Origin of the sequence: Paraburkholderia sp. JHI2823 (genome assembly GCF_038900695.1) — a bacterium.
In the GTDB taxonomy this organism is placed as follows: domain Bacteria; phylum Pseudomonadota; class Gammaproteobacteria; order Burkholderiales; family Burkholderiaceae; genus Paraburkholderia; species Paraburkholderia mimosarum.
In genome coordinates this window covers 53823-74561 of the sequence record NZ_JAYMRY010000018.1, presented here as the reverse complement: position 1 = coordinate 74561, position 20739 = coordinate 53823, and the positions used below count along the sequence as shown (strand labels likewise).

The window sequence follows — 20739 nt, the reverse complement described above, 5'->3', positions numbered from 1 at the left end:
CGCCGCTGGCGGCATCGGTCAGCCGGCGGCGCGCGCAGTGCGCAAAGGAGCAGCGATGACCCGCACGCAGGGACGCTTCGTCGAGCTATGGTCGCGCAACGGGGGAGTGCGCGCCGAAGCCGTCTTTGCGGATCTGGCGCGCTGTTATGGGGAACCGGTTCGCCACTATCACACGTTGCGTCACGTTCGCCGCTGCCTGCGCTACTTCGATCTGGCGCGCGATGTCATTCCCCAACCGGATCGGGTGGAGCTTGCGCTGTGGTGCCACGACGTGATCTATGTTCCGGGTGCGCGAGACAACGAGGCGCGCAGCGCCGACTGGTTCCGCCGCTGGGCCGACGATCGCATCGCGTTGGGTGAGCTTGTCTGTGAAATGATCCTCGCGACCCGGCACACGCGCGCGCCGGACGAACTCGACGCGCGCTTCGCGTGCGACATCGATCTCGCGATGCTCGGCGCGCCGCGCCGCCAGTTCCGCGAGAACGGCGTGCGCCTGCGCGCCGAGCGCCCCGATCTCGACGACAGTGCCTATGACCTGCACGAAAGGATGCTCCTGGGGCGCCTGCTTGCCCGGCCGCGAATCTATCTCACCGACTATTTCCTTGATCGATGCGAGGCGCGTGCGCGCCGGAATTTATCGTGGCGGCTCGGGTTGCAGACGCCACGATAACCGAGCCCACACTCACAGTCCTTTGCTGCTGTCAGGCCATGCAAGCTTCGTTCGCGCGCGCCTAGAACATGTGCTTGATGCCAACCATTACGCCGGTCTGACCCATTCCCGCGCCCGGCGTCGTGCCACCGCCGCCGCCGCTCACCGAATAGCGCGCTTTCGTGCTGTTCGCGAGATACGCAGCCTGCGCATAGACCGACGACCGCTTGCTGAGCAGGTAGGTCGTGCGCAGCGTGCCCATCGTGGCGCGCGTGTCGTGGTCGGAATTGATGATGCGGAACACCTCGCCATCGAGAATGAAAGCGGGCGTGAACGAGTACGAAGCGCCCATGAAGAAGAGGTCGGAGCGCACGTTGGGAACCGCCGGCGACTCCGTGACCACGCGGCGACCAATCCAGCCCGCGCCGATCTTGGCGCCCGCGTATTGCCCGTAGGCGCTCAGCTGTGTGCGCGCGTCCTTGTCGGCGGCGCTGGTGAGGGGGATGGGCGCCACGCCGTCGAAGAAGTTGGCGGCTGCCGTCGCGCCGCCGCGCTCTTCTTCGTACGAAGCCGCCGCCCCGAAGTACTGCGAATCGTACTTGAGCATAACCGACCAGTCGCGGCATTCGGTGGCGTGCCCCGGCACGGAACCCGCACAGGTGCCTTGCCCCGGCGAATTGCCGGTGCCCGCTGCATCGCGGCCGAACGAGTAGCCCGCGCCGAGCGTGAAGCCCTTGTACGAACCGATGTAAGTGACGGAGTTGTCGGTGCGCGCGTTGGGCACGTAGGCGTCGAGCGAGCCCATGCCGTAGATGTCGGGCCCGATGATGTCCGCGCCCTGCACCGCGAGATACGTCATGGTGTACTGGCGGCCGAACGCGAGCGTGCCATAAGGGCTCTTGATGCCGACGAACGCCTGGCGCCCGAAGAGTCGTCCGCCTTGGCCAGAGCTGCCGTCGCGCACGTTAAAGCCGCTTTCGAGCGTGAACACCGCACTGTAGCCGGCGCCCAGGTCTTCGTTGCCGCGCAGCCCCCAGCGCGACGGAAATTCGCCGGTCACGGCCGGCATGCGAAACACGTGATCGCCCTTGGCATTGGCGTGCGAGACGAATTCGATGCCAGTGTCCACGATGCCGTACAGCGTTACGCTCGATTGCGCGAAAGCTCCGGTGCTCAACGCGCACAGCGCGCCGCACATGAGGACGTAAGTCGACTTCGATTGCATGGTGTTATCTCCAAACCTGTTGTGTGTTTTGTTTTGAACCGCAACGACGTAGCATGGGATGTGCGCGCTCAGTCGTTCGCGCGCGGCCGGCGCAGCAGCATCAGCGCAGCGATGGCGGCGACGAGCGTGACCGGAATGCTGGCGCCGATCACCGTGGAGCCGCTGCGTCCCATGGCCAGCAACTGTCCCGCGGCGAGCGGCCCGATTACGGAGCCGAGGCGGCCGACTGCCACGGCTGCGCCTACGCCCGTGCCGCGCATGTTGGTGGGATAAAACGCGGCGGAAAGCGCGTAGAGCACCGATTGCCCGCCGACCACGAACATGCCCGCGCAGAATGCCGACACGATGAGCGAGCCGAGGCCCGTCGCGCCCGACAGTCCGGCAAGCGACGCGATGATGCCGATATACATGCCAGCCACCACGACGCTGCCGCGCAGACGGTCCATCAGCATGCCGATGAAGAGCGCGCCAAGACCCCCGCCGATATTGAAGAAGGTCTGCACGAGGCCAATGTCGCCACGGCCCAGGCCCCGCGCGGCCATCAGCGAAGGCAGCCAGTTGAGGAGGAAATAGAGGACGATGAGCGTGCAGAAGTAGCTGATCCAGATCTGCAGCGTCGAGAGCCTGCGATTCGCGCCGAACAGAACCTCGCCGACGGGTGCGGGCGTGAGCGTTGCACCGGTTGCCGCCGACCGAAATGCCTTGGACTCCGGAAGAAACGACATAAGAAGCGGGATCATGATGATCGGTCCGACGCCGCCGACATAGAAAATATGTCGCCATTCGGTGTCGCCCACACTGAACATGCCGATGAGCGAAGCGATGACGCCGCCGAACGGAATGCCGCAATACATCACGCTTACCGCGGTGTTGCGCGCCTTCGGCGAAACGGCCTCGGACGACAGCGCGATCAGGTTCGGCAACGCGCCGCCGAGGCCGATGCCGGTCAGCACGCGCACCAGCACCAGCATGCTGAAGCTGCTGACGAGTGCGGTGGCGATGGAAAGCACCCCGAAAACAGCCGCGGAGAGAATCAGCACGCGCTTGCGCCCAATGCGGTCGGCGAGCCGGCCGCCGAACAGCGCGCCCGGCAGCAGGCCGAACGTGCCGGCGCTGAACGCGAGTCCCATCTGCGATACGGAGAGGCCGAACTCGCGCGCCATGCGCGGTGCGGCGACGCCCACGGACTGCAGATCGAGTCCCTCGAGCAGAGCCACCGCAAAACAAAGGGCCAAGGTCGTGGCGATGCCGCTACCCGCTACGGGTTGCTTTGCCACGTCGTCTCCTGATAGTGCCGTTCTCGTCGATCTCATGTCTAACGCCTGGTGGTAGTTTTGATTTTGGAAGTCACGCTCGGTGTCGCAAACCCGAACTGCTATCTCAATATCAGGGAGCCTGATATTGAGGGCAAATAAAAGCGCGTTTCGGGAAAACGCGCCTGCCTCCTGTGACTAGCGGTATTTCATATCAGGCGCCCTGACAGTGCAAGCTGATTGTCTTCGGTGAATACCCCAGGCGATCGTGGTCTAACGGTGTCTTAAGCGGCTACTGGGCGCGGGTTGCGGCCTCATGCGCACCATGCGCTGCGGCGCGTTGCGGTAACATTGCGCATTCCATCCAGAGTGTTCGACCGATCCAATGACCGGCAAGGTTTCCACGACAACGACGACATCGGCGGCCAAGGCGCGCACCGCCGGTAAGGGGCGCAAGGCCGCGACGCCCCGGTTGACTTACCTCATCGGCAGCCTCGACCGCATCCTGCACCGCGAGCTGACAGCGGCACTCGCGCCGCTCGGGCTCACGCTGTCCCAGTTCACTGCGCTATCGGTGCTCCAGGCGCGGGGAGAAGCGTCGAACGCCCAGCTTGCGGAGCGTTCGTTCATCACGCCGCAGTCGGCCAATGAAGTGATCAGGTCGATGGTGTCGCGCAACTGGATTGGCCGCGAACCCGATCCCAACCACGGGCGCATCGTCGTCCTGCGGCTCACAGAAGAAGGACGCGACGTGCTGTTCCAGGGCATGAAGCTTGTTCAAGCCGTAGAGGACCGGATGCTGGGCGGCGTGGATGCGCAGTCCGCCGCTGCCGCGCGCGAGAGCCTCGAACGCTTCGTGCACAACCTGCGCCAGGGCTAAAACGCGCTCACGCCACACTTACGTCGCGCCGTGCAATCCGAGCAGACGGATCGCATTTTCCTTGAGCACCAACGGACGAACATCGGGCTTGATGTCCAATGTGGCGAAGTCTTCCAGCCAGCGGTCGGGACGGATCAGCGGGAAGTCCGAAGCGAACAGCACTTTGTGGCGCAGCAGCGTGTTCGTATATTTCACGAGCTCCGGCGAAAAGTATTTCGGCGACCAGCCTGAAAGATCGATATACACGTTCGGTTTGTGCAGCGCGATCGAGAGCGCCTGCTCCTGCCACGGCCACGACGGATGCGCGATGACGATCTTCATATCGGGAAAGTCGGCGGCCACATCGTCGAGATGGATGGGCTCGGAATATTTCAGGCGCAACCCGCCGCCGCCGCGCATGCCGGAACCCATGCCCGAATGGCCGCTATGAAACACCGCCGGCAACCCGTGTTCGGCGATCACCTCGTATAGCGGATACGCGAGCCGGTCGTTCGCGAAAAAGCCCTGCATGGTGGGGTGGAACTTGAAGCCGCGCACGCCGTGCTCCTCGATCAGCCGCCGCGCTTCGCGCGCGCCGAACTTGCCCTTGTGCGGGTCGATGCTCGCAAAGGCGATCATGATGTCGGAATGCTTTTGCGCGAATTCCGCGACTTCCTCGTTTGGAATGCGGCGCCGGCCGATGTTCGCCTCGCAATCCACCGTAAACATCACGAAGCCGATATTGCGCTCGCGGTAGTGCTCGATCGTTTCAGCAATGGTGGGACGCCTGCCTTGCTTGAGCACGGTGCCGAAATATTTGTCGGCGGCATCGTCGAACTCTTTCGCAAAGAGATCGGGCGGCTGGCAGCACGAAACTTCGGCGTGGACGTGCGTATCGATGGCGACCAGGCGGTCGAGGTTCATGGTTGTCTCCTTGTCTCTTTCGTTTGAGGTGGCTTCCGGCAGTCACGTGGCGCGCAGATTGCGCACGCAAGCGTGCAGCAGCCCTTGCAGGGATTGCGCCGCTTCGTGCCCGGTCTCTTCGAGCATGGCCCGCTCTATGCGATCGGCCTGGGCATTGCAGTCGTCCAGCAACGCCTCGCCGGTCGGCGTGAGCGATAGCAGGACAATGCGGCGGTTGGCGGGATCATGCTCGCGCGTGACCCAGCCGTTGGCCGCCATCGTTTTCACGACGACGTTCGCCGATTGGGGCGTGATGAACGAACGCTCGGCCAGTTGGGCGTTCGAGGCACGGCCTCGGGCGCGCAGCACGGAAAGGGCCGTGTATTGCGGCAGCGTCAGGCCATGTTGCGACAGCGCCTCGGAAAGCCGGCGCGACACGATGCGGTCGAGCTGGCCGATGAGGTAGGTGATGCGCAGGCCAGCGGCCGCGGGACGGCGCGCGGTCCCTTTCCCGGTACGTCCCGGGCGATCGGCGACGGTGGTTCTGGTACTCATGATCAAAGCGCGTTTAAGGGTTTGTACCGAAGCGGTCTCATTCTACTTTACATATCAGGCTACCTGATAGTACATTGATCTCAGGCCGCGTGTGCGGCAATGTTCACGGAGATGGAAAATGAATTACGAAGGTCGCTGGAAAACGGTCAAGGTCGCGGTGGAAGCCGGTATTGCCTGGGTGACGCTGAACCGTCCCGAGAAGCGCAACGCCATGAGCCCTACGCTGAACAGGGAGATGATCGATGTGCTCGAAACGGTCGAGCTCGATCCTGAAGCGCAGGTTCTGGTGCTTACGGGCGAAGGCGAATCATGGACCGCGGGCATGGATCTTAAGGAGTACTTCCGGGAAGTCGATGCGAGCCCCGACGTCATGCAGGAGCGCATTCGCCGCGATGCGAGCCGCTGGCAGTGGCAACTCCTGCGCATGTATTCCAAGCCCACCATTGCGATGGTGAATGGCTGGTGCTTTGGCGGCGGTTTCTCGCCGCTGGTGGCCTGCGATCTTGCTATCGCCGCCGACGAAGCCGTGTTCGGCCTTTCGGAAATCAACTGGGGCATTCCGCCGGGCAACCTGGTGAGCAAGGCGATGGCGGATACAGTCGGCCACCGCGAGGCGCTTTACTACATCATGACGGGCGACACGTTCACGGGCCAGCAGGCCGCGAAAATGGGCCTCGTGAACAAGAGCGTGCCGCGTGCCGAACTGCGCGAGGCGACGCTTGCGCTCGCCGCGAAGCTGCTCGACAAGAACCCGGTCGTGCTGCGCAACGCGAAGCACGGTTTCAAGCGTTCGCGCGAACTGACATGGGAGCAGAACGAGGACTATCTCTACGCCAAGCTCGACCAGGCCAACTACCGCGACCGCGAAGGTGGCCGCGCCAAGGGGCTCAAGCAGTTCCTCGACGACAAGAGCATCAAGCCGGGCTTGCAGGCCTACAAGCGCTGATTCAAGTGCGGTATAACGAAGGAGGAGACGACATGCACGAAACCGGGCTACTGATCGGCGGCGCGACCCGCTCCGCATCGAACGGCAAAACCTTCACGCGCCTCAATCCGGCGACGGGTGCAGTGGCCACGCGTGCTGCGGCCGCCACGCTCGAAGACGCCGATGCCGCGGTCGCCGCCGCCGCGCGCGCCTTCCCGGCTTGGGCCGCGCTCACGCCGACCGAGCGCCGCAAGCGCCTGTCCGCCGCCGCAGACCGCATGGATGCGCGCGCAACGGATTTCATCGCCATCGGCACGGCGGAAACGGGTGCCATGGCGAACTGGTACGGCTTCAATGTGATGCTCGCGGCCAACATGCTGCGTGAGGCCGCCGCCATGACCACGCAGATCGACGGCTCCGTGATCCCGTCCGATGTGCCAGGCAGCCTGGCCATGGCCGTGCGTCAGCCGTGCGGCGTCGTGCTCGGTATGGCGCCCTGGAATGCGCCGGTGATTCTCGCAACTCGCGCGCTCGCCATGCCGCTCGCGTGCGGCAATACCGTCGTGCTGAAGGCTTCGGAGGGCTGTCCCGGCGTGCACGCGCTGATCGGCGAAGTGCTCAACGAAGCGGGTCTGGGCGAGGGCGTCGTCAACGTGCTCACGCATGCGCCTGAAGACGCACCGGCCATCGTCGAGCGCCTGATCGCGAATCCGGCGGTCAAGCGTGTGAACTTCACGGGCTCGACACGCGTGGGCCGTATCGTCGCCGAGCTTGCTGCGCGGCATCTCAAGCCTGCGCTGCTCGAACTGGGCGGCAAGGCACCCGTGCTCGTGCTCGACGACGCCGATCTCGACGCGGCCGTGGAAGGCATCGCGTTCGGTGCGTTCTTCAATCAGGGGCAAATCTGCATGTCGACGGAACGTGTGATCGTCGATCGCAAGGTTGCCGATGCGTTCGTGCAAAAGCTCGTGGCGAAGGCGCGCACGCTCAAGGCGGGCGATCCCACGCAGCCGGGCTCGATACTGGGTACTTTGGAGAGCGAAGCATCGGCGCGGCGCATTCGTGCGCTCGTGGAAGACGCCGGTGCGAAGGGCGCGAGCCTGCCGCTGGGCTGCGAGGTGAACGGTGCGATCATGCAACCGGTGATCGTCGAAAACGTCACGCGCGAAATGAAGCTTTACGCCGACGAATCGTTCGGCCCGGTCGTCACGGTGCAGCGCGTGGATGGCGACGAAGAAGCGGTGAACGTGGCGAACGACAGCGAGTACGGACTGTCGGCCGCGGTGTTCAGCCGCGACATCGCGCGCGCGATGAACGTCGCAAAGCGCATCGAATCCGGAATCTGCCATATCAACGGGCCGACCGTGCACGACGAAGCGCAGATGCCGTTCGGCGGTGTGAAGGCGAGCGGCTATGGGCGCTTCGGCAGCAAGGCGTCGATTGCCGAATTCACCGACCTGCGCTGGATCACCGTGCAGACCGGCCCGCGCCACTATCCGATCTGAACGATACGGACGCGCGCCCCATCGCGACATGACATGAACTACCGGGCCGGCTGCGCGGCTACCTTGCGCGGTCCCGGCACCGGTTTGCAAAGGAGACAGGCTTTGGAACCGGAGCCGACCCAAACCCAGCCGGCCTTCGCAGGCTATCGTGCCGTCGCCATCGGCACGGCTGCGCCGCAGATCGAGCGGCGCGGCGACTGCTGGTATCTGCGCTCGACCGAGCCGCTAGGCGACTACCCCGAACGCGTGACGGATCGCCTCGTCAGCGGCGCGCGCACGCATCCCGACCGCTGGCTCGTGGCACGCCGCGGCGCTGACGGCCAGTGGCAAGGCATCAGCTACGCGCAGATGCTCGAACGCGCACGCTCGATCGGTCAGGCTTTGATCGAGCGCGGATTGTCGGCCGAGCGCCCCGTCGCGCTGCTCTCGGGCAATGATCTCGAACACTTGCAGATGGCGTTCGGCGCACTGTGGGCCGGCGTGCCCTATGCACCGATTTCCCCCGCGTATTCGCTCGTATCGAGCGACTTCGGCAAGCTGAAGCACGCGCTGGGCCTGCTCGATCCGGGCCTCGTGTTCGCGGCCGACGGCCCTGCCTTCGCGGCCGCGCTCGACGCCGCGGTGCCCGAGCATATCGAACGCGTCGTCGTGACACCCGCTGGCAGCGGCCGCCGCGAAACCTCGTTTGCCGACTTGCTGCAAACGCGCGCGGGCGGCATGGAAGAAGCCCTGGCGCGCGTGAATGGCGACACGATCGCGAAGTTCCTCTTCACTTCAGGCTCGACGCGCCTGCCCAAGGCCGTGCCCACGACGCACCGCATGCTGTGCAGCAATCAGCAAATGCTGCTGCAGACGTTCCCGCAGTTCGGCATCGAGCCGCCGGTGCTGGTCGACTGGCTGCCGTGGAACCACACGTTCGGCGGCAGCCACAACGTGGGCATCGCGCTTTACAACGGCGGCACGCTCTATATCGACGACGGCAAGCCCGTAGCTGGCCGCTTCGAAGAAACCCTGCGCAATCTGCGCGAAATTGCCCCTACGCTCTATTTCAATGTGCCCAAGGGCTGGGAAGAGTTGACGGCCGCGCTCGAAACCGACGAGCGCCTGCGCGAGACATTCTTCTCGCGCGTGAAGATGTACTTCTTCGCGGGCGCGGGGCTTTCGCAGGCCGCGTGGGACCGGCTCGAGCGCGTGACGCAGGCGCATTGCGGCGAGCGCATCCGCATCATGGCGGGCCTTGGGATGACCGAAACGGCGCCGTCGTGCCTCTTCACGACCGGGCCGGTGATGGGCGCAGGCTATATCGGGCTGCCCGCGCCGGGCTGCGAGACACGTCTCGTGCCGGTCGACGGCAAGCTCGAAGCGCGTTTTCGCGGGCCCAACGTGATGCGCGGCTACTGGCGCGCGAACGAGGCGGACCGTCATGACGTATTCGACGAAGAGGGCTACTACCGCACCGGCGACGCCGTGCGTTTCGTCGACCCGGCGCGGCCCGAGCTGGGCCTGCTGTTCGACGGCCGCATTGCTGAGGATTTCAAGCTCAGCTCCGGCACGTTCGTGAGCGTCGGGCCGATGCGCGCGCGCATCGTCTCCGGCGGCGCGCCGTATGTGCAGGACGCCGTGATCGCCGGCATGAACCGCGACGACATTGGCGTGCTGATCTTTCCGCGTCTCGACGAGTGCCGCCGGCTCGCCGGTCTCGACGCAGGTGCTTGCGCGCGCGATGTGGTGGACGCGCCCGCCGTCCGTGCTTTTTTCACTGACCTGATGGAGCGGCTCAATCGCGATGCGACCGGCAGCGCAACGCGCATCACGCGCCTTCATGTGATGGACGTCCCGCCTTCGCTCGATCTCGGCGAGATCACCGACAAAGGATCGATCAATCAGCGCGTCGTATTGAGCAAGCGTGCGGCGCTCGTGGAGGCGCTGTATGCCGCGCGTGACGGTCACGATACGCGCATGCGCGTGCTCCTCTCGTCGCATCTTCAGCATGTCTAAGGGGTGGTGACGATGAGTCTCGACTATCGGGCTCCGCTGCGCGACATGCGCTTCGTGATCGACGAATGGATCGACGCGCCCGCGTGGTGGCGCAGCGTGCCTGCGTGGGAAGACCTCGACAGCGCGATGGCGCAGCAGGTGCTCGAAGAAGCCGCGCGTTTCGTAACGGAGCGCATCGCACCGTTGAATTCGGCGGGCGATCTCGAGGGATGCCGCTTCGAGAACGGCGAGGTCTTGACGCCCACGGGCTTTCGCGAGGCATACGAGGGCTTCGTGGCGGCGGGCTGGCCCACGCTCGCGCTCGACGTCGACGCGGGCGGCCAGGGCTTGCCGCAACTGCTCGAAGTAGCGCTGCAGGAAATGCTCGCCGCCGCCAACCATGCGTGGCTGATGTCGCCCGGCCTCACGCACGGCGCCACGGCGTGCCTGCTGGCGCACGGCTCCGATGCCATGAGGCGCGACTGGCTGCCGAAGATCGCGAGCGGCGAGTGGCTCACCACGATGTGCCTGACCGAGCCGCAGGCAGGCAGCGACCTGGCGCTGCTGCGCGCAAGGGCGACCGCCGACGCGGCGCACGACGCATGGCGCATCGACGGCAACAAGATTTTCATCAGCGGCGGCGATCACGATCTCACCGACAACATCGTGCACCTCGTGCTCGCGCGGCTGCCCGATGCCCCGACGGGCACCAAAGGTCTCTCGCTCTTCGTGGTCCCGAAGTGGATCGTCGATGACAGCAGTGGGAAGCGCGTGGCCAATGGCGTGCATTGCGAAGGCATCGAAAAGAAGATGGGGCTCAAGGCGAGCCCGACCTGCTCGATGCGGTTCGAACAGGCGCTGGGCTGGCTCGTTGGCGAGCCGCATCGCGGCCTCGCTTCGATGTTCGTGATGATGAACGCCGCGCGCTTGCAGGTTGCGATGCAGGGTGTGGGCCATGCGCAGCTCGCCTGCCAGCGCGCGCATGCCTACGCGCACGAACGCGTGCAAATGCGCGCCGTGAGCGCACCTGCGAACTACGGGGGCGAGCCGGGGCAGGCCGCGCCGATTGCGCTTCATCCGGCCATGCGGCGCATCCTGCTCGACCTGCGCTCGACCGTCGAAGGCGAGCGCGCCATCGGCTACTGGATCGGCTACTGGCTCGACGTGGCCGCGCGCCACCCGCACGCGGGCGAGCGCCAGGCTGCGAGCCAGCTCGCCTCGCTGCTCACGCCCATCGCCAAGGCGTTTTTCACCGCCAACGGGTTCGCGGCCGCATCGAGCGCGCTGCAGGTATTCGGCGGCTATGGCTACATCCACGAATACGGCGTCGAGCAGACCGTGCGTGACAGCCGCGTCGCGATGCTTTACGAAGGCACGAACGAAATTCAGGGCATCGATCTGCTCGTGCGCAAGGTGCTGGGCGACGGGGGCGAGGCGTTGCGCGCGTTGCTCGCGCATATCACCGGGGAGGCCGCGCGATGTGCGGCGTCCGGCGACTGCGCGCTTCGCGACGCGGGCGTCCGGCTCGATGCGCTGGCCGCTAGCGTTCAGCGCGTCACGAACGAGATCGAGCAGGGCAGCGCGAGCGATCGCGAGTTGCCCTACCGCGTCGCTGACGACTACCTCGCGCTGCTCGGCTGGCTGCTGCTGGCATTCGCGTGGGCGCGAACGCTACGCATAGCGCTGAACGCGCCCGTCGACGATCCGTTCTATGCCGAAAAGCGCATCACGGCGCATTACTTCTTCGCTTATCCGCTTGCGGCGTTCGATCATCAGCTGAAGCTGATCGAAGCCGGGTGCCGCGCATCGCTCCCGTACGCCGGACAGGCTTTCGTCGATTAGCAGCACGAATCTATCGAGACAGCAGCCAGCGAGCGTCGACGTCGTGAACGATGGCGCGTTTCCACCAGGAAATGCGGCGCATGCGGTCGCGTATCAGAGATCGAGCACGAGCATGGGCGTGCGCGAGCGCGAACAGCACGGCAGCAGTTGATCGTTGGCGGCGCGCTCTTCGTCGGTCAGGTAAAGATCGCGGTGGTCCGGCTCGCCTGACAACACGCGCGTGAGGCAGGTGCCGCACACACCTTGCTCGCAGGAGATAGGCACCTCGATGCCGCCGGCGCGCAGCGCCTCGACGATCGTCGTGCCCGCGGGGACATCGATCACGCGCTGGGAACTGGCCAGCGTCACCTGGAACGCGCCGCTTTCGTCCGCGCCAGCGTCGGTCTGCTGCGCGGCGCCGCCGAAGTACTCGCGATGCACGTTCTTCGCCGGCCACCCCGCGCTTGCCGCCGCGCCGAGCACGGCGTCGATGAAGCCCGCAGGGCCGCAGACGTAGAGGTGCTTGCCATCGTTTGGCTGGGCGAGCACGCGCGCGAGGTCGATGCGCGCGCCGGGGCCTTCGCTGTCGAAATAGAACCGTGTGTTGTCCGCGAAGCCCGCTTCGGCAAGACGCTCGCCAAAGGCGGCGCGCTGCGGGTCGCGCGCGCAGTAATGCAGCTCGAACGCCCGGCCCGCTTCGCGCAACTGCTCGGCCATGGCCATGAGCGGCGTGATGCCGATACCGCCCGCGAGCAGGACGGTGTGGGTAGCCTGTTCGTCGAGCGGAAAGTGATTCCTGGGTGTACTGATTTCCAGCGTCGCGCCCGCGGCTAGCGCGTGCATGGCGACGGAGCCGCCACGCGAGGCAGCCTCGCGCAGCACGCCGATACGGTAGACGCCGCCTTCGGACGGGCGGTTGCACAGCGAGTACTGCCGCACGAAGCCGCCGACATGAACGTCGATATGCGCGCCCGCCGCGAATGGCGGGAGTGGCGTATCGTCGGCGCTCGCGAGTTCAAAGACGCAGATGTCGGTAGCAACGGGAATCTTGCGGATGAGAGTGACTTTCATGAGGCATCTGTTCGTAAGAACGAGGGCGGCCGCGCGCATGCGCGCGGCCCTGGCGTCAGACGGTTTCGGTCGTGGCGCTGCGCTCCGCGGCGATGAGCCGGTCGAGCACGCGCCGTGACTGCACGCCGCCCGCGTCGATATTGAGGCTCAGCAGGCGGCGCTCGGGCCATGTGAGGAGGTTGCGCTGCTGCGACTCGAGCATCTCGAGATCCTCGGCGAAGATCTTCCCCTGGCCCGCCCGGATCGCTTCGGTGAGCGACGCGTCGTGCACGGCGAAACTGCGCGCCATGCCCCAGAAGTACCAGATCGACGTTTCCGTCTCGGGCGTGATGAAGTCCACCACGATGCTCGACGCCTTGTCGCGCGCATCGGCGTCATACCCGCCCTTGCCTGCGTGCGCCACGCCCACTTCGATCATCACGTGGCTGGGCGGCGAGAAGTGGCAGATCTGCCAGCGGTCGCAGGGCACGTTGTCGGCAAGGCCGTTGCCGCGCAGCGCGGCGGCCCAGAACGGCGGCGGCATGATGTTGTGCATGAAGCGGCTGGTGGTGACCACGTCGCCGTTGACGGTTGTTTTGGGTGGCGCTTCCTCGATCTCGGCCTGGCCGATGCTCGATGCGTGGACATACGTCTCGTGCGTGAGGTCCATCAGGTTATCGATCATCAGGCGGTAATCGCACTGGATGTGATAGAGGCCGCCGCCATAGGCCCAGCCAGGATTGCCGGCCCATTCGAGGTGATGGATCTTCGCGGGGTCGGCCTCGGCTGCATCGCCGGGCCAGACCCAGATGAAGCCATGGCGCTCCACGGCCGGATAGCTGCGCACCGCCGGTATGCCGCCCACGCGTTGGCAAGGCATGCTCACGCACTTGCCACTCCCGCCCACGGTGAGGCCGTGGTAGCCGCATACCAGGTGGCCATCGCGCACGCTGCCGAGCGAGAGCGGCGCGCCGCGGTGCGGGCAGAAGTCTTCGAGCGCGGCCACACCGCCTTCGGCCGTGCGCCAGAACACCATGCGCTCGCCGCAGATCTGCCGCCCAAGCGGCTTGCCGTCGATTTCATCGGGCGTGCACGCGACGTACCAGGCGTTTTTCAGGAACATATGTCTCCTCCGGGGCGCTTCAATGCGCTTTTGTTCATGATGGGGGGCGGCACGCCGTGCCGCCGTTCGTATCGAACCGCGAAACGCGCTGGCGAGCTAGCAACAACGCAGCGTCAACGCAGCATCAACGGGTATTGCGGCGAATGAGGTTGCCGCCAATCAGCCTCGTCATCGCGCGCTGGTTTTCGAGCACGCGCCGCAGGTTCTGATGGGCGATATGCGAATGCTCGCGCATCAGCGCTTCGGCGCGTGCGCCTTCGCGGTTCTCGATCGCTTCGAGCACGGCGCGATGCTGGGCCTGCGCGACGATCAGCGTCTCTCTCGCGCGCGGGTCGAGCGACTGCACGACCACGAACGCGCTCGCCGACGCGAACGGCAAGGTGGCGACTTTCTCGATCTGCCGCGCCACCACTTCGCTATCCGAAGCAATGGCGAGGAGGCGATGAAAGCGTCGGTTTGCTTCGACATAGTGCGAGAACGTCTCCTCGCTCAGTTCGCCCACGAGCAGCTCGTCGATTTCGTCGATGCAGTCGTGCAGATCGCGGGACATCGAATGGGTGATGCCGCGCTCGGCGGCGAGGCGGGCGGCCAGGCCTTCGAGCGTGCCGCGCAGCTCGATGGAGTCGCGTATTTCATTTTCCGAAAACGAGCGCACTGCATAGCCCCCGCTCGGAATCGGCTCGAGCAGCCCTTCCTCCTGAAGGCGCATGAGCGCCGCCCGCACCGGCGTGCGGGAGACGCCAAGACGCTCGACCACGCCGAGTTCGGAGATGCGCTCGCCGGGCGGCAGCTCGCCGCCGAGTATCAGTTCGCGCAGCCCGAGCTGGGCCTTGACGGTTTGCGAGGCGGCAGAGCCGGCGCGCGTGCTGGTTGGCGTGTCGTCGATGCTGTTCATGCGTAGCGAGGAAATGGAAGCGAATGCGGTGAGCGGCCGGCGAAGGCTGCTGACTACGTCTCGATGTGTACAAATTGTATACAGCGTTTCCATCGATTCAACCGGTTTCCGTCCAGATTACGGGTTAACGTGGAGAGGAAAGCCTTTTGAGAAAAGAAAATTGTGTACAATGCGCCGATTGCGCTGGCTGCTTGATGAGGCGGTGGGGCGTTGGGAGTTGAAGCGGATCGAGTGCGCTGCGCACGCGGGTAGAAGCGGCACCGTTTGGTCGGAATCAGGCGCCGGGTGAACTACAGGTGAGCCCGCCACGCCGCTCCCGCCGCAACGGCAAGGGGAGCGGCGTGGGGATCGTTCAATGCGACATTGCGCCGGATGCCGGATGATCCATGCCCATCGCATCGCCCTTCGCGGGCTTGCTCATGGAGTCGTGTTTCATCCCATCGGTCTTGCTCATCGTATCGTGCGACATGGCATCCTTGCCCATGGTGTCCTTGTGCATCGAGTCCTGCGACATGGCGTTGTTCGACATCGCGCCGCTCGCTTGCGCGAACGCGGTGCCCGCCGTGATGCTCAACAGGGCGGCCGACATGGCGATTGCTGCAATTCCGGTCTTCTTCATTTCACTGCTCCTTGCGGGTTGAAAAAAGCGAAGTTCGCGAATAGGGCGAACGGGAAACGAGGCCGCCACGCGAAGCGGCGGCATGAAAAACGTCACGAACCGCCAAACCAGTTGTAGCCCTGGTCGACCCAGTAGCCGCCCGGATACGAATTCGTGACGAAAATCTCGACGATGTGCTTCGGGTTCTTGTAGCCGAGCTTCGTCGGCATGCGCAGTTTCATCGGGAAACCGTATTTGGCGGGCAGGCGCTCGCCGTCGTAGTCGAAAGCGAGCAAGGTCTGCGGATGCAGCGCGGTGGCCATGTCGATGCTTTCGTAGTAGTTGTCTGAGCAACGAAAGCCCACGTATTTCGCTGTTAGGTCCGCATCGACACGACGCAGGAAGTGCGCGAACGGCGTACCGCCCCAGCGCCCGATCGCACTCCAGCCTTCCACGCAGATATGCCGTGTGATCTGCTCCGCGTGCGGCAGGGCATACAGCTCCGGCAGCGTCCACACGCGCTGGCCTTTCACGAGGCCGCTGAGCCTGAGCCGATAGTCGCCGGCATCGACAACAGGCGCCTCGCTTTCGCTATAGAACGCGTTGAAGGGAAACGGCCGCGTGATCTGGGCTTCGGTATAGGTGGGCGCGAGCCGTCTCGGGTCGAACAGCCAGGCCTGGACGCGATCGTTCAAACGCGAGACGGCGCTGAGGAACGTGTTGACCGACGCGTCGTCGGTGAGCGTGCAGCCGGTGAGCATCGCAAGACCGCCTAGCGTGAGCACGCGCTTGCCGAACAGGCGCCGCGACGGCATGTCGAGTTCGCGCCGGGCGTCGGCCAGGATCGCCGCGCGGTCGAGTTCGATGATCTTTCGATCTGGCGTTTTCATATGGAATCCTCATAAATCACGATGGAGGGCGTCAGGCGTGATGTCGCGCTGTGCGTTCAGCGCCCGCGCAGCATGGTGAGCAGCGAGCGCGGCACGAGCGCGACCATCGTCACGTGAACGAGCACGAAGGCGGCAAGCAGCGCCATCGCGCAAAAATGCACGACGCGTGCGCGGTCGTATCCGCCCATCAATTCGCGCAACAGCGGGAATTGCACGGATTTCCAGATCACGAGGCCCGAGAGCACGAGCACGAGAAGATCGGCGATCGCGACGAGATAGGCGAGCTTCTGCACGGCGTTGTACTGGCTCGGGTCGGCATGCGAAAGATGGCCCGTGAGCGCGGCGCGCAGATCCTTGAGCACGGCGCGCGCGCTCATCGGGAAGAACTTCGTGCGCCACCTTCCGGTGGAGAGATTCATCGCGAGATAGAAGAGGCCGTTGAAAAACAGCAGCCACATGGCCGCGAAATGCCATTGCAGCGCGCCGCCAAGCCAGCCGCCCAGGGTGATCGGCGTGGGAATGACGAAGCCGGCAAACACCGGCGACGCATCGTAAATGCGCCAGCCCGAGAACATCATGACGAGCGCCGCAAGCGCGTTGAGCCAGTGCGTGACGCGCAGCCAGAGCGGCTGAATGGCGCGCGGGCGGCCCAAGCGGGTTTCGAGCGGGAGCGGTTCGCCGGTCGAGGTGTGCATGGCATTTCCTTTAGCGGATCGATGCCAGTGAATTCGCTCCGGCGCGGGTGGGGGTTACAGCGTGTCGACAAAAAATTTCGCGAGAGTGTCGGCTGAACAAAATATTCGTCTGCGCCGTAGCGCCTGTAACCCGATCGGCGCTGCGAACGAATTACCGCGAATGGACGCATATGTTTGCGTCACGCGGAGAATCCAGACGTGGGCTTGACCAATACATGGGCGATAGGGGGGAAAGCCGCCGCGGCCGGCGCGGAGCACGTTGTTGCGGTGCGGGGAGCGTTCGGCTACCCTCACGCCTGCGCTCATGCAATTGGGGGCGAATATGGCGGCATCTGCAAGCTGCCTGAAAGTTCGCCTTCGCGAGATCGCCCGAACACAACGCGCCCGTCAACGTATCGTCGCGACAACCCAGGACGACTTTTGCACTCCGCGGAAACCCGTCTAAAAGCGCTCTTCATCAGCGGTCTGGAAGGCGACGCAATCGCGTATCGAGACTTCCTCGAGGAACTCACGCGCCATTTGCGGGGCTACCTGCGCCGCCGCATTCCGCAGTTGCGCGACGACGTTGAGGATCTCGTGCAGGAGATCCTGCTCGCGGTCCACAACGCGCGTCACACGTGGCGTCCCGACGAACCGCTCACGGCGTGGGTGCACGCGATCGCCCGTTACAAACTGATGGACTTCTTCCGCTCGCGCGCACGCCGCGACATGCTCAACGATCCACTGGACGACCATACCGATCTCTTTGCCGCGCCCGACGACGAACCCGCGCAGGCGCGCCGCGATATCGGCAAGCTGCTCGAGGCATTGCCCGACAAGCAGCGCTTGCCCATCGTCCACGTGAAGCTCGAAGGGCTTTCGGTCGTGGAAACGGCGAAGCTCACGGGCCTGTCCGAGTCGGCGGTCAAGGTGGGCATTCATCGCGGGTTGAAAGCGCTCGCCGCGCGCATTCGGGGAGCGCGATGAAAACCGACGATCTGATCAACCTCCTGGCCACTGGCGTGATGCGCGTGGATCGCAAGGCCGCACTGCGCCGCTTCGCACGCGCGCTCCCGCTCGGGTTCGCGGGCTCGGTCGTGCTGATGAGCGTGGTGTTCGGCGTGCGGCACGATCTCTGGAGCGTCGCGCACACGCCGATCTTCTGGGCCAAGCTCGCATTCCCGTTCGGCGTGGCGCTGGCTGCCGCGCTCGCCGTCAGCCGCCTCGGGCGGCCTGGCCTGCGGGGCGGTTACGCGTGGGCGCTGGTGGCGCTGCCGTTCGTCGCCGTGCTGGCGGCCGCCTGGCTCGTGCTCGGCGACGCGCAGCCCGCGCAACGCGTGCCGCTCGTGCTCGGCCTCACCTGGCGCACGTGCCCGTTCAATATCGTGTTGCTTTCGGTGCCTACGTTCGCGGCCGTATTCTGGGCCGTGCGCGGTCTTGCGCCGACGAATCTGCGCGCGGCAGGCGCCGCGTCGGGGCTCTTTGCGAGTGCGCTCGCGACCATCGCATACTGCCTCCATTGTCCCGAGATGAGCCCGGCGTTCTGGAGCGTCTGGTATGCGATCGGCATGTTGCTGCCCGCCGGTGCAGGCGCGTGGCTGGGGCCGCGGCTGCTGCGCTGGTAGCGGCGGCGTTGGCCCCGCGCGTGTTGCCGGCTCAGGGCCGCCACGCCTCGCCGTCCGGGAAAACGTGTCGCTCCAGCGAATCCGGCTTCATTTCGATGCTGTAACCCGGCTTCTGAGGCGGCATGTACCGGCCATTGCGGATCACGACAGGATCCACGAAATGCTCGTGCAGATGATCGACATATTCGAGCACGCGATTCTCCAGCGAAGCCGACACGCACAGATAATCGAACAGCGAAATATGCTGCACGTACTCGCACAGGCCGACGCCGCCCGCATGCGGACAAACGGGCACGCCGAACTTCGCCGCCATCAGCAGCACGACGATCACTTCGTTCAGCCCTCCTAAGCGGCAGGCGTCCACCTGGCAGAAGTCGATGGCCTGCGCCTGCAGGAGTTGCTTGAACATCACGCGGTTATGGCAGTGCTCGCCGGTCGCGACACCAATCGATCCCAAACGACGGCGAATCTGGGCATGGCCGAGGATATCGTCGGGACTCGTCGGCTCCTCGATCCACCACGGGTCGAATTCCGCCAGGCGCCGCATGTTGGCCACCGCTTCGTCCACGTCCCATACCTGGTTGGCGTCCATCATCAGCTTGAGGTTTTCGCCGATCTCTGCGCGCAAGATTCGCGCGCGCCGCACGTCTTCCTCGAGATCGGCGCCGACTTTCTGCTTGAAATGCGTCCAGCCCAGCGCGACACCTTCTCGCGCGAGACGGCGGATCTTGTCGTCGTCGTAACCGAGCCAGCCAGCCGAGGTCGTATAGGCGGGGTAGCCTTGCGCGAGCATTTCCTTTTCGCGTGCGCCCTTGGTCTTCGCGTGGCGATGGAGCAGGGCCAGCGCTTCGTAGGGCGTGATCGCATCGGTCACGTAGCGAAAGTCGAGGCAACGCACGAGTTCTTCCGGGCTCATGTCGGCGAGCAGTTTCCACACCGGTTTGCCGACCGACTTCGCCCACAGGTCCCAAACCGCATTGACGACCGCCGCCGTGGCCAGATGAATCGCGCCTTTGTCCGGGCCGATCCAGCGCAACTGGCTATCGGACGTGAACGCGCGCCAGAATGCGCCCATATTCGCGGCGATGTCTTCGAGGCGCTTGCCCACCACGAGCGGTGCCAGCGCGTTGACCGCCGTCACGCAGATTTCATTGCCGCGCCCGATGGTGAACGTAAGGCCGTGACCCGCGAGTGCGTCCGGAGAATCGGTTTCGAGCGTGACGTAGGTGGCGGAGTAATCCGGCGCGGCGTTCATTGCGTCGGAGCCGTCGAGCGAGCGCGAGGTGGGAAAGCGAATATCCCGTACGGACAGCCTGGTGATGGTGGTCATCTGAACTCCCAATGAAGGACGCGTGCGTGAATTGCAAGGTACGCCAGTGAAACGGGAGAGCGGGGTAAGGGAAAACGAGGCGTCTTCCCGCGTTGACAACGCGATGTGTGCTACCTAGCATGCTAGCATGTCTTCTCGAAATCAAGCGTGCCGTGAGCTCTTCTCCCGATGTAGCAAGTGCCGCGAGCGATCCTTATGTCGCACTGCAAAAGATCAAGGACGGCGCGCGCGGCAGCCTGACCGACGCCGTTGAACAGGCGCTCAGAGAAGCGATCGTGACGCTTGCGCTGGAACCGGGAATGATGATCGACAAGATGGCGGTCTGCGAACGGATGGGCGTGTCGCGTTTTCCCGTTTCGGCCGCGTTGGCGAAGCTCGCCCATGCCGGTCTTGTCGAGGTATTGCCGCAACGCGGCACGCGCGTCAAACCCATCGCGCTCGACGATATCCGCCAGCATCTGTTCATCCGCAGCGCGCTCGAAGTCGAAACGGTGCGCGGCGTGGCGCGCATGCACGACCGGGCCACGATCGACGCACTCGCCGCGAATCTGGACAAGCAGCGCAGGGTCGCCGGCAACGGTCAACGGCTCTTGTTTCATGAGCTCGATCTCGCGTTTCACGAAATCCTGCTCGACGCGGTGAAACTGCCGCGCGTGAAAGAAATCGTCGCCGTATCGCGCAATGCGCTGGACCGCGCAAGGCAATTGCTGGCGAGTCCCGAGCGGCTCATGCATACGCTCGACGAGCACGAACGTATTTTCGAGGCCATTCGCGCCGGCAAGGCCGACGCGGCGGCAAAGGCGATGCACGAGCATCTCGACCAGGTGATCGCGGAATTGCACCGATCGGCAAAGGACCGGCCCGATCTTTTCGCGCCTTGAA

20 protein-coding genes are annotated in these 20739 nt (G+C 64.8%); 9 read left to right on the top strand and 11 right to left on the bottom strand.

Translation table 11 applies throughout. From position 1 onward, the window contains the following. Positions 1 to 55: 55 nt before the first annotated feature. Positions 56 to 670: a hypothetical protein gene (locus tag VSR34_RS20155; RefSeq protein WP_028231212.1), complete on the top strand. Its 615-nt coding sequence runs from the start codon at positions 56 to 58 to the stop codon at positions 668 to 670. 61 nt (positions 671 to 731) lie between these two features. On the opposite strand, the gene VSR34_RS20150 is transcribed toward VSR34_RS20155, so the two are convergent. Then, complete coding sequence (locus tag VSR34_RS20150; protein ID WP_342963302.1) at positions 732 to 1874, bottom strand: porin; 1143 nt, start codon at positions 1872 to 1874, stop codon at positions 732 to 734. Positions 1875 to 1942: 68 nt separating this feature from the next. Then, complete coding sequence (mhpT, locus tag VSR34_RS20145; RefSeq protein WP_028212364.1) at positions 1943 to 3187, bottom strand: 3-(3-hydroxy-phenyl)propionate transporter MhpT; 1245 nt, start codon at positions 3185 to 3187, stop codon at positions 1943 to 1945. Positions 3188 to 3512: 325 nt separating this feature from the next. Here mhpT and VSR34_RS20140 point away from each other — a divergent pair, with 325 nt between their 5' ends. After that, positions 3513 to 4007 (top strand): MarR family transcriptional regulator, encoded by a 495-nt coding sequence (locus tag VSR34_RS20140; protein ID WP_028231214.1) that lies wholly within the window; start codon positions 3513 to 3515, stop codon positions 4005 to 4007. Between the two features lie 18 nt (positions 4008 to 4025). Here VSR34_RS20140 and VSR34_RS20135 read toward each other — a convergent pair whose 3' ends face one another. Continuing rightward, a complete protein-coding gene (locus VSR34_RS20135; protein WP_028231215.1) occupies positions 4026 to 4910 on the bottom strand; it encodes an amidohydrolase family protein in 885 nt (294 codons plus the stop codon). A 42-nt stretch (positions 4911 to 4952) separates the two neighbouring features. After that, a complete protein-coding gene (locus VSR34_RS20130; RefSeq protein WP_042290004.1) occupies positions 4953 to 5444 on the bottom strand; it encodes a MarR family transcriptional regulator in 492 nt (163 codons plus the stop codon). 118 nt (positions 5445 to 5562) lie between these two features. Between VSR34_RS20130 and VSR34_RS20125 the strand changes: the two genes are divergently transcribed. From VSR34_RS20125 to VSR34_RS20110, 4 genes are all read left to right on the top strand, one after another. Continuing rightward, positions 5563 to 6390, top strand: coding sequence for a p-hydroxycinnamoyl CoA hydratase/lyase (locus VSR34_RS20125; RefSeq protein WP_028212367.1), 828 nt, complete (start codon positions 5563 to 5565; stop codon positions 6388 to 6390). A 32-nt stretch (positions 6391 to 6422) separates the two neighbouring features. After that, complete coding sequence (locus tag VSR34_RS20120) at positions 6423 to 7874, top strand: aldehyde dehydrogenase (protein ID WP_342963301.1); 1452 nt, start codon at positions 6423 to 6425, stop codon at positions 7872 to 7874. A 102-nt stretch (positions 7875 to 7976) separates the two neighbouring features. Then, positions 7977 to 9872: a feruloyl-CoA synthase gene (locus VSR34_RS20115; protein WP_342963300.1), complete on the top strand. Its 1896-nt coding sequence runs from the start codon at positions 7977 to 7979 to the stop codon at positions 9870 to 9872. Between the two features lie 12 nt (positions 9873 to 9884). Further along, positions 9885 to 11693 carry an acyl-CoA dehydrogenase family protein gene (locus VSR34_RS20110; RefSeq protein WP_342963299.1) on the top strand — a complete coding sequence of 603 codons (1809 nt, stop codon included), beginning with the start codon at positions 9885 to 9887 and terminating at the stop codon, positions 11691 to 11693. Between the two features lie 93 nt (positions 11694 to 11786). Here VSR34_RS20110 and VSR34_RS20105 read toward each other — a convergent pair whose 3' ends face one another. The 6 genes from VSR34_RS20105 to VSR34_RS20080 form a co-directional block, all read right to left on the bottom strand. Continuing rightward, positions 11787 to 12743, bottom strand: a complete 957-nt coding sequence (locus VSR34_RS20105; RefSeq protein WP_342963298.1) for a PDR/VanB family oxidoreductase — start codon at positions 12741 to 12743, stop codon at positions 11787 to 11789. 55 nt (positions 12744 to 12798) lie between these two features. Then, positions 12799 to 13845: an aromatic ring-hydroxylating dioxygenase subunit alpha gene (locus VSR34_RS20100; protein WP_342963297.1), complete on the bottom strand. Its 1047-nt coding sequence runs from the start codon at positions 13843 to 13845 to the stop codon at positions 12799 to 12801. 124 nt (positions 13846 to 13969) lie between these two features. Next, the gene (locus tag VSR34_RS20095; protein ID WP_342963296.1) at positions 13970 to 14740 is read right to left on the bottom strand and encodes a GntR family transcriptional regulator; all 771 of its coding nucleotides are present in this window, start codon (positions 14738 to 14740) and stop codon (positions 13970 to 13972) included. Between the two features lie 352 nt (positions 14741 to 15092). Further along, a complete protein-coding gene (locus VSR34_RS20090; protein ID WP_028212374.1) occupies positions 15093 to 15359 on the bottom strand; it encodes a pentapeptide MXKDX repeat protein in 267 nt (88 codons plus the stop codon). 92 nt (positions 15360 to 15451) lie between these two features. Next, a complete protein-coding gene (locus VSR34_RS20085) occupies positions 15452 to 16228 on the bottom strand; it encodes a molybdopterin-dependent oxidoreductase (RefSeq protein WP_342963295.1) in 777 nt (258 codons plus the stop codon). Positions 16229 to 16284: 56 nt separating this feature from the next. After that, entirely contained in the window at positions 16285 to 16923 is a 639-nt protein-coding gene (locus VSR34_RS20080) for a cytochrome b/b6 domain-containing protein (RefSeq protein WP_342963294.1), read from the bottom strand. Positions 16924 to 17343: 420 nt separating this feature from the next. Here VSR34_RS20080 and VSR34_RS20075 point away from each other — a divergent pair, with 420 nt between their 5' ends. Together VSR34_RS20075 and VSR34_RS20070 are read left to right on the top strand one after the other, a co-directional pair. Next, entirely contained in the window at positions 17344 to 17889 is a 546-nt protein-coding gene (locus VSR34_RS20075) for a sigma-70 family RNA polymerase sigma factor (protein ID WP_028212377.1), read from the top strand. Continuing rightward, positions 17886 to 18527: a DUF1109 domain-containing protein gene (locus VSR34_RS20070; RefSeq protein ID WP_028212378.1), complete on the top strand. Its 642-nt coding sequence runs from the start codon at positions 17886 to 17888 to the stop codon at positions 18525 to 18527. The genes VSR34_RS20075 and VSR34_RS20070 overlap by 4 nt, the downstream gene beginning before the upstream one ends. A gap of 31 nt (positions 18528 to 18558) precedes the next feature. On the opposite strand, the gene VSR34_RS20065 is transcribed toward VSR34_RS20070, so the two are convergent. After that, positions 18559 to 19857 carry an L-fuconate dehydratase gene (locus VSR34_RS20065; protein WP_342963293.1) on the bottom strand — a complete coding sequence of 433 codons (1299 nt, stop codon included), beginning with the start codon at positions 19855 to 19857 and terminating at the stop codon, positions 18559 to 18561. A gap of 119 nt (positions 19858 to 19976) precedes the next feature. On the opposite strand from VSR34_RS20065, the gene VSR34_RS20060 reads away from it, so the two are divergent. After that, positions 19977 to 20738, top strand: a complete 762-nt coding sequence (locus VSR34_RS20060) for a GntR family transcriptional regulator (RefSeq protein WP_028212380.1) — start codon at positions 19977 to 19979, stop codon at positions 20736 to 20738. Position 20739 lies beyond the last annotated feature (1 nt).

Excerpts from the sequence above, each read along its gene's own strand:
- VSR34_RS20105 (WP_342963298.1), bottom strand. The coding sequence starts at position 12,743 with ATGAAAGTCACTCTCATCCGCAAGATTCCCGTTGCTACCGACATCTGC.
- VSR34_RS20120 (WP_342963301.1), top strand. The coding sequence starts at position 6,423 with ATGCACGAAACCGGGCTACTGATCGGCGGCGCGACCCGCTCCGCATCG.
- VSR34_RS20155 (WP_028231212.1), top strand. The coding sequence starts at position 56 with ATGACCCGCACGCAGGGACGCTTCGTCGAGCTATGGTCGCGCAACGGG.
- VSR34_RS20125 (WP_028212367.1), top strand. The coding sequence starts at position 5,563 with ATGAATTACGAAGGTCGCTGGAAAACGGTCAAGGTCGCGGTGGAAGCC.
- VSR34_RS20090 (WP_028212374.1), bottom strand. The coding sequence starts at position 15,359 with ATGAAGAAGACCGGAATTGCAGCAATCGCCATGTCGGCCGCCCTGTTG.
- VSR34_RS20130 (WP_042290004.1), bottom strand. The coding sequence starts at position 5,444 with ATGAGTACCAGAACCACCGTCGCCGATCGCCCGGGACGTACCGGGAAA.
- VSR34_RS20070 (WP_028212378.1), top strand. The coding sequence starts at position 17,886 with ATGAAAACCGACGATCTGATCAACCTCCTGGCCACTGGCGTGATGCGC.
- VSR34_RS20095 (WP_342963296.1), bottom strand. The coding sequence starts at position 14,740 with ATGAACAGCATCGACGACACGCCAACCAGCACGCGCGCCGGCTCTGCC.
- VSR34_RS20150 (WP_342963302.1), bottom strand. The coding sequence starts at position 1,874 with ATGCAATCGAAGTCGACTTACGTCCTCATGTGCGGCGCGCTGTGCGCG.
- VSR34_RS20110 (WP_342963299.1), top strand. The coding sequence starts at position 9,885 with ATGAGTCTCGACTATCGGGCTCCGCTGCGCGACATGCGCTTCGTGATC.
- VSR34_RS20080 (WP_342963294.1), bottom strand. The coding sequence starts at position 16,923 with ATGCACACCTCGACCGGCGAACCGCTCCCGCTCGAAACCCGCTTGGGC.
- VSR34_RS20100 (WP_342963297.1), bottom strand. The coding sequence starts at position 13,845 with ATGTTCCTGAAAAACGCCTGGTACGTCGCGTGCACGCCCGATGAAATC.
- VSR34_RS20060 (WP_028212380.1), top strand. The coding sequence starts at position 19,977 with ATGCTAGCATGTCTTCTCGAAATCAAGCGTGCCGTGAGCTCTTCTCCC.
- VSR34_RS20065 (WP_342963293.1), bottom strand. The coding sequence starts at position 19,857 with ATGACCACCATCACCAGGCTGTCCGTACGGGATATTCGCTTTCCCACC.
- mhpT (WP_028212364.1), bottom strand. The coding sequence starts at position 3,187 with ATGAGATCGACGAGAACGGCACTATCAGGAGACGACGTGGCAAAGCAA.
- VSR34_RS20135 (WP_028231215.1), bottom strand. The coding sequence starts at position 4,910 with ATGAACCTCGACCGCCTGGTCGCCATCGATACGCACGTCCACGCCGAA.
- VSR34_RS20085 (WP_342963295.1), bottom strand. The coding sequence starts at position 16,228 with ATGAAAACGCCAGATCGAAAGATCATCGAACTCGACCGCGCGGCGATC.
- VSR34_RS20140 (WP_028231214.1), top strand. The coding sequence starts at position 3,513 with ATGACCGGCAAGGTTTCCACGACAACGACGACATCGGCGGCCAAGGCG.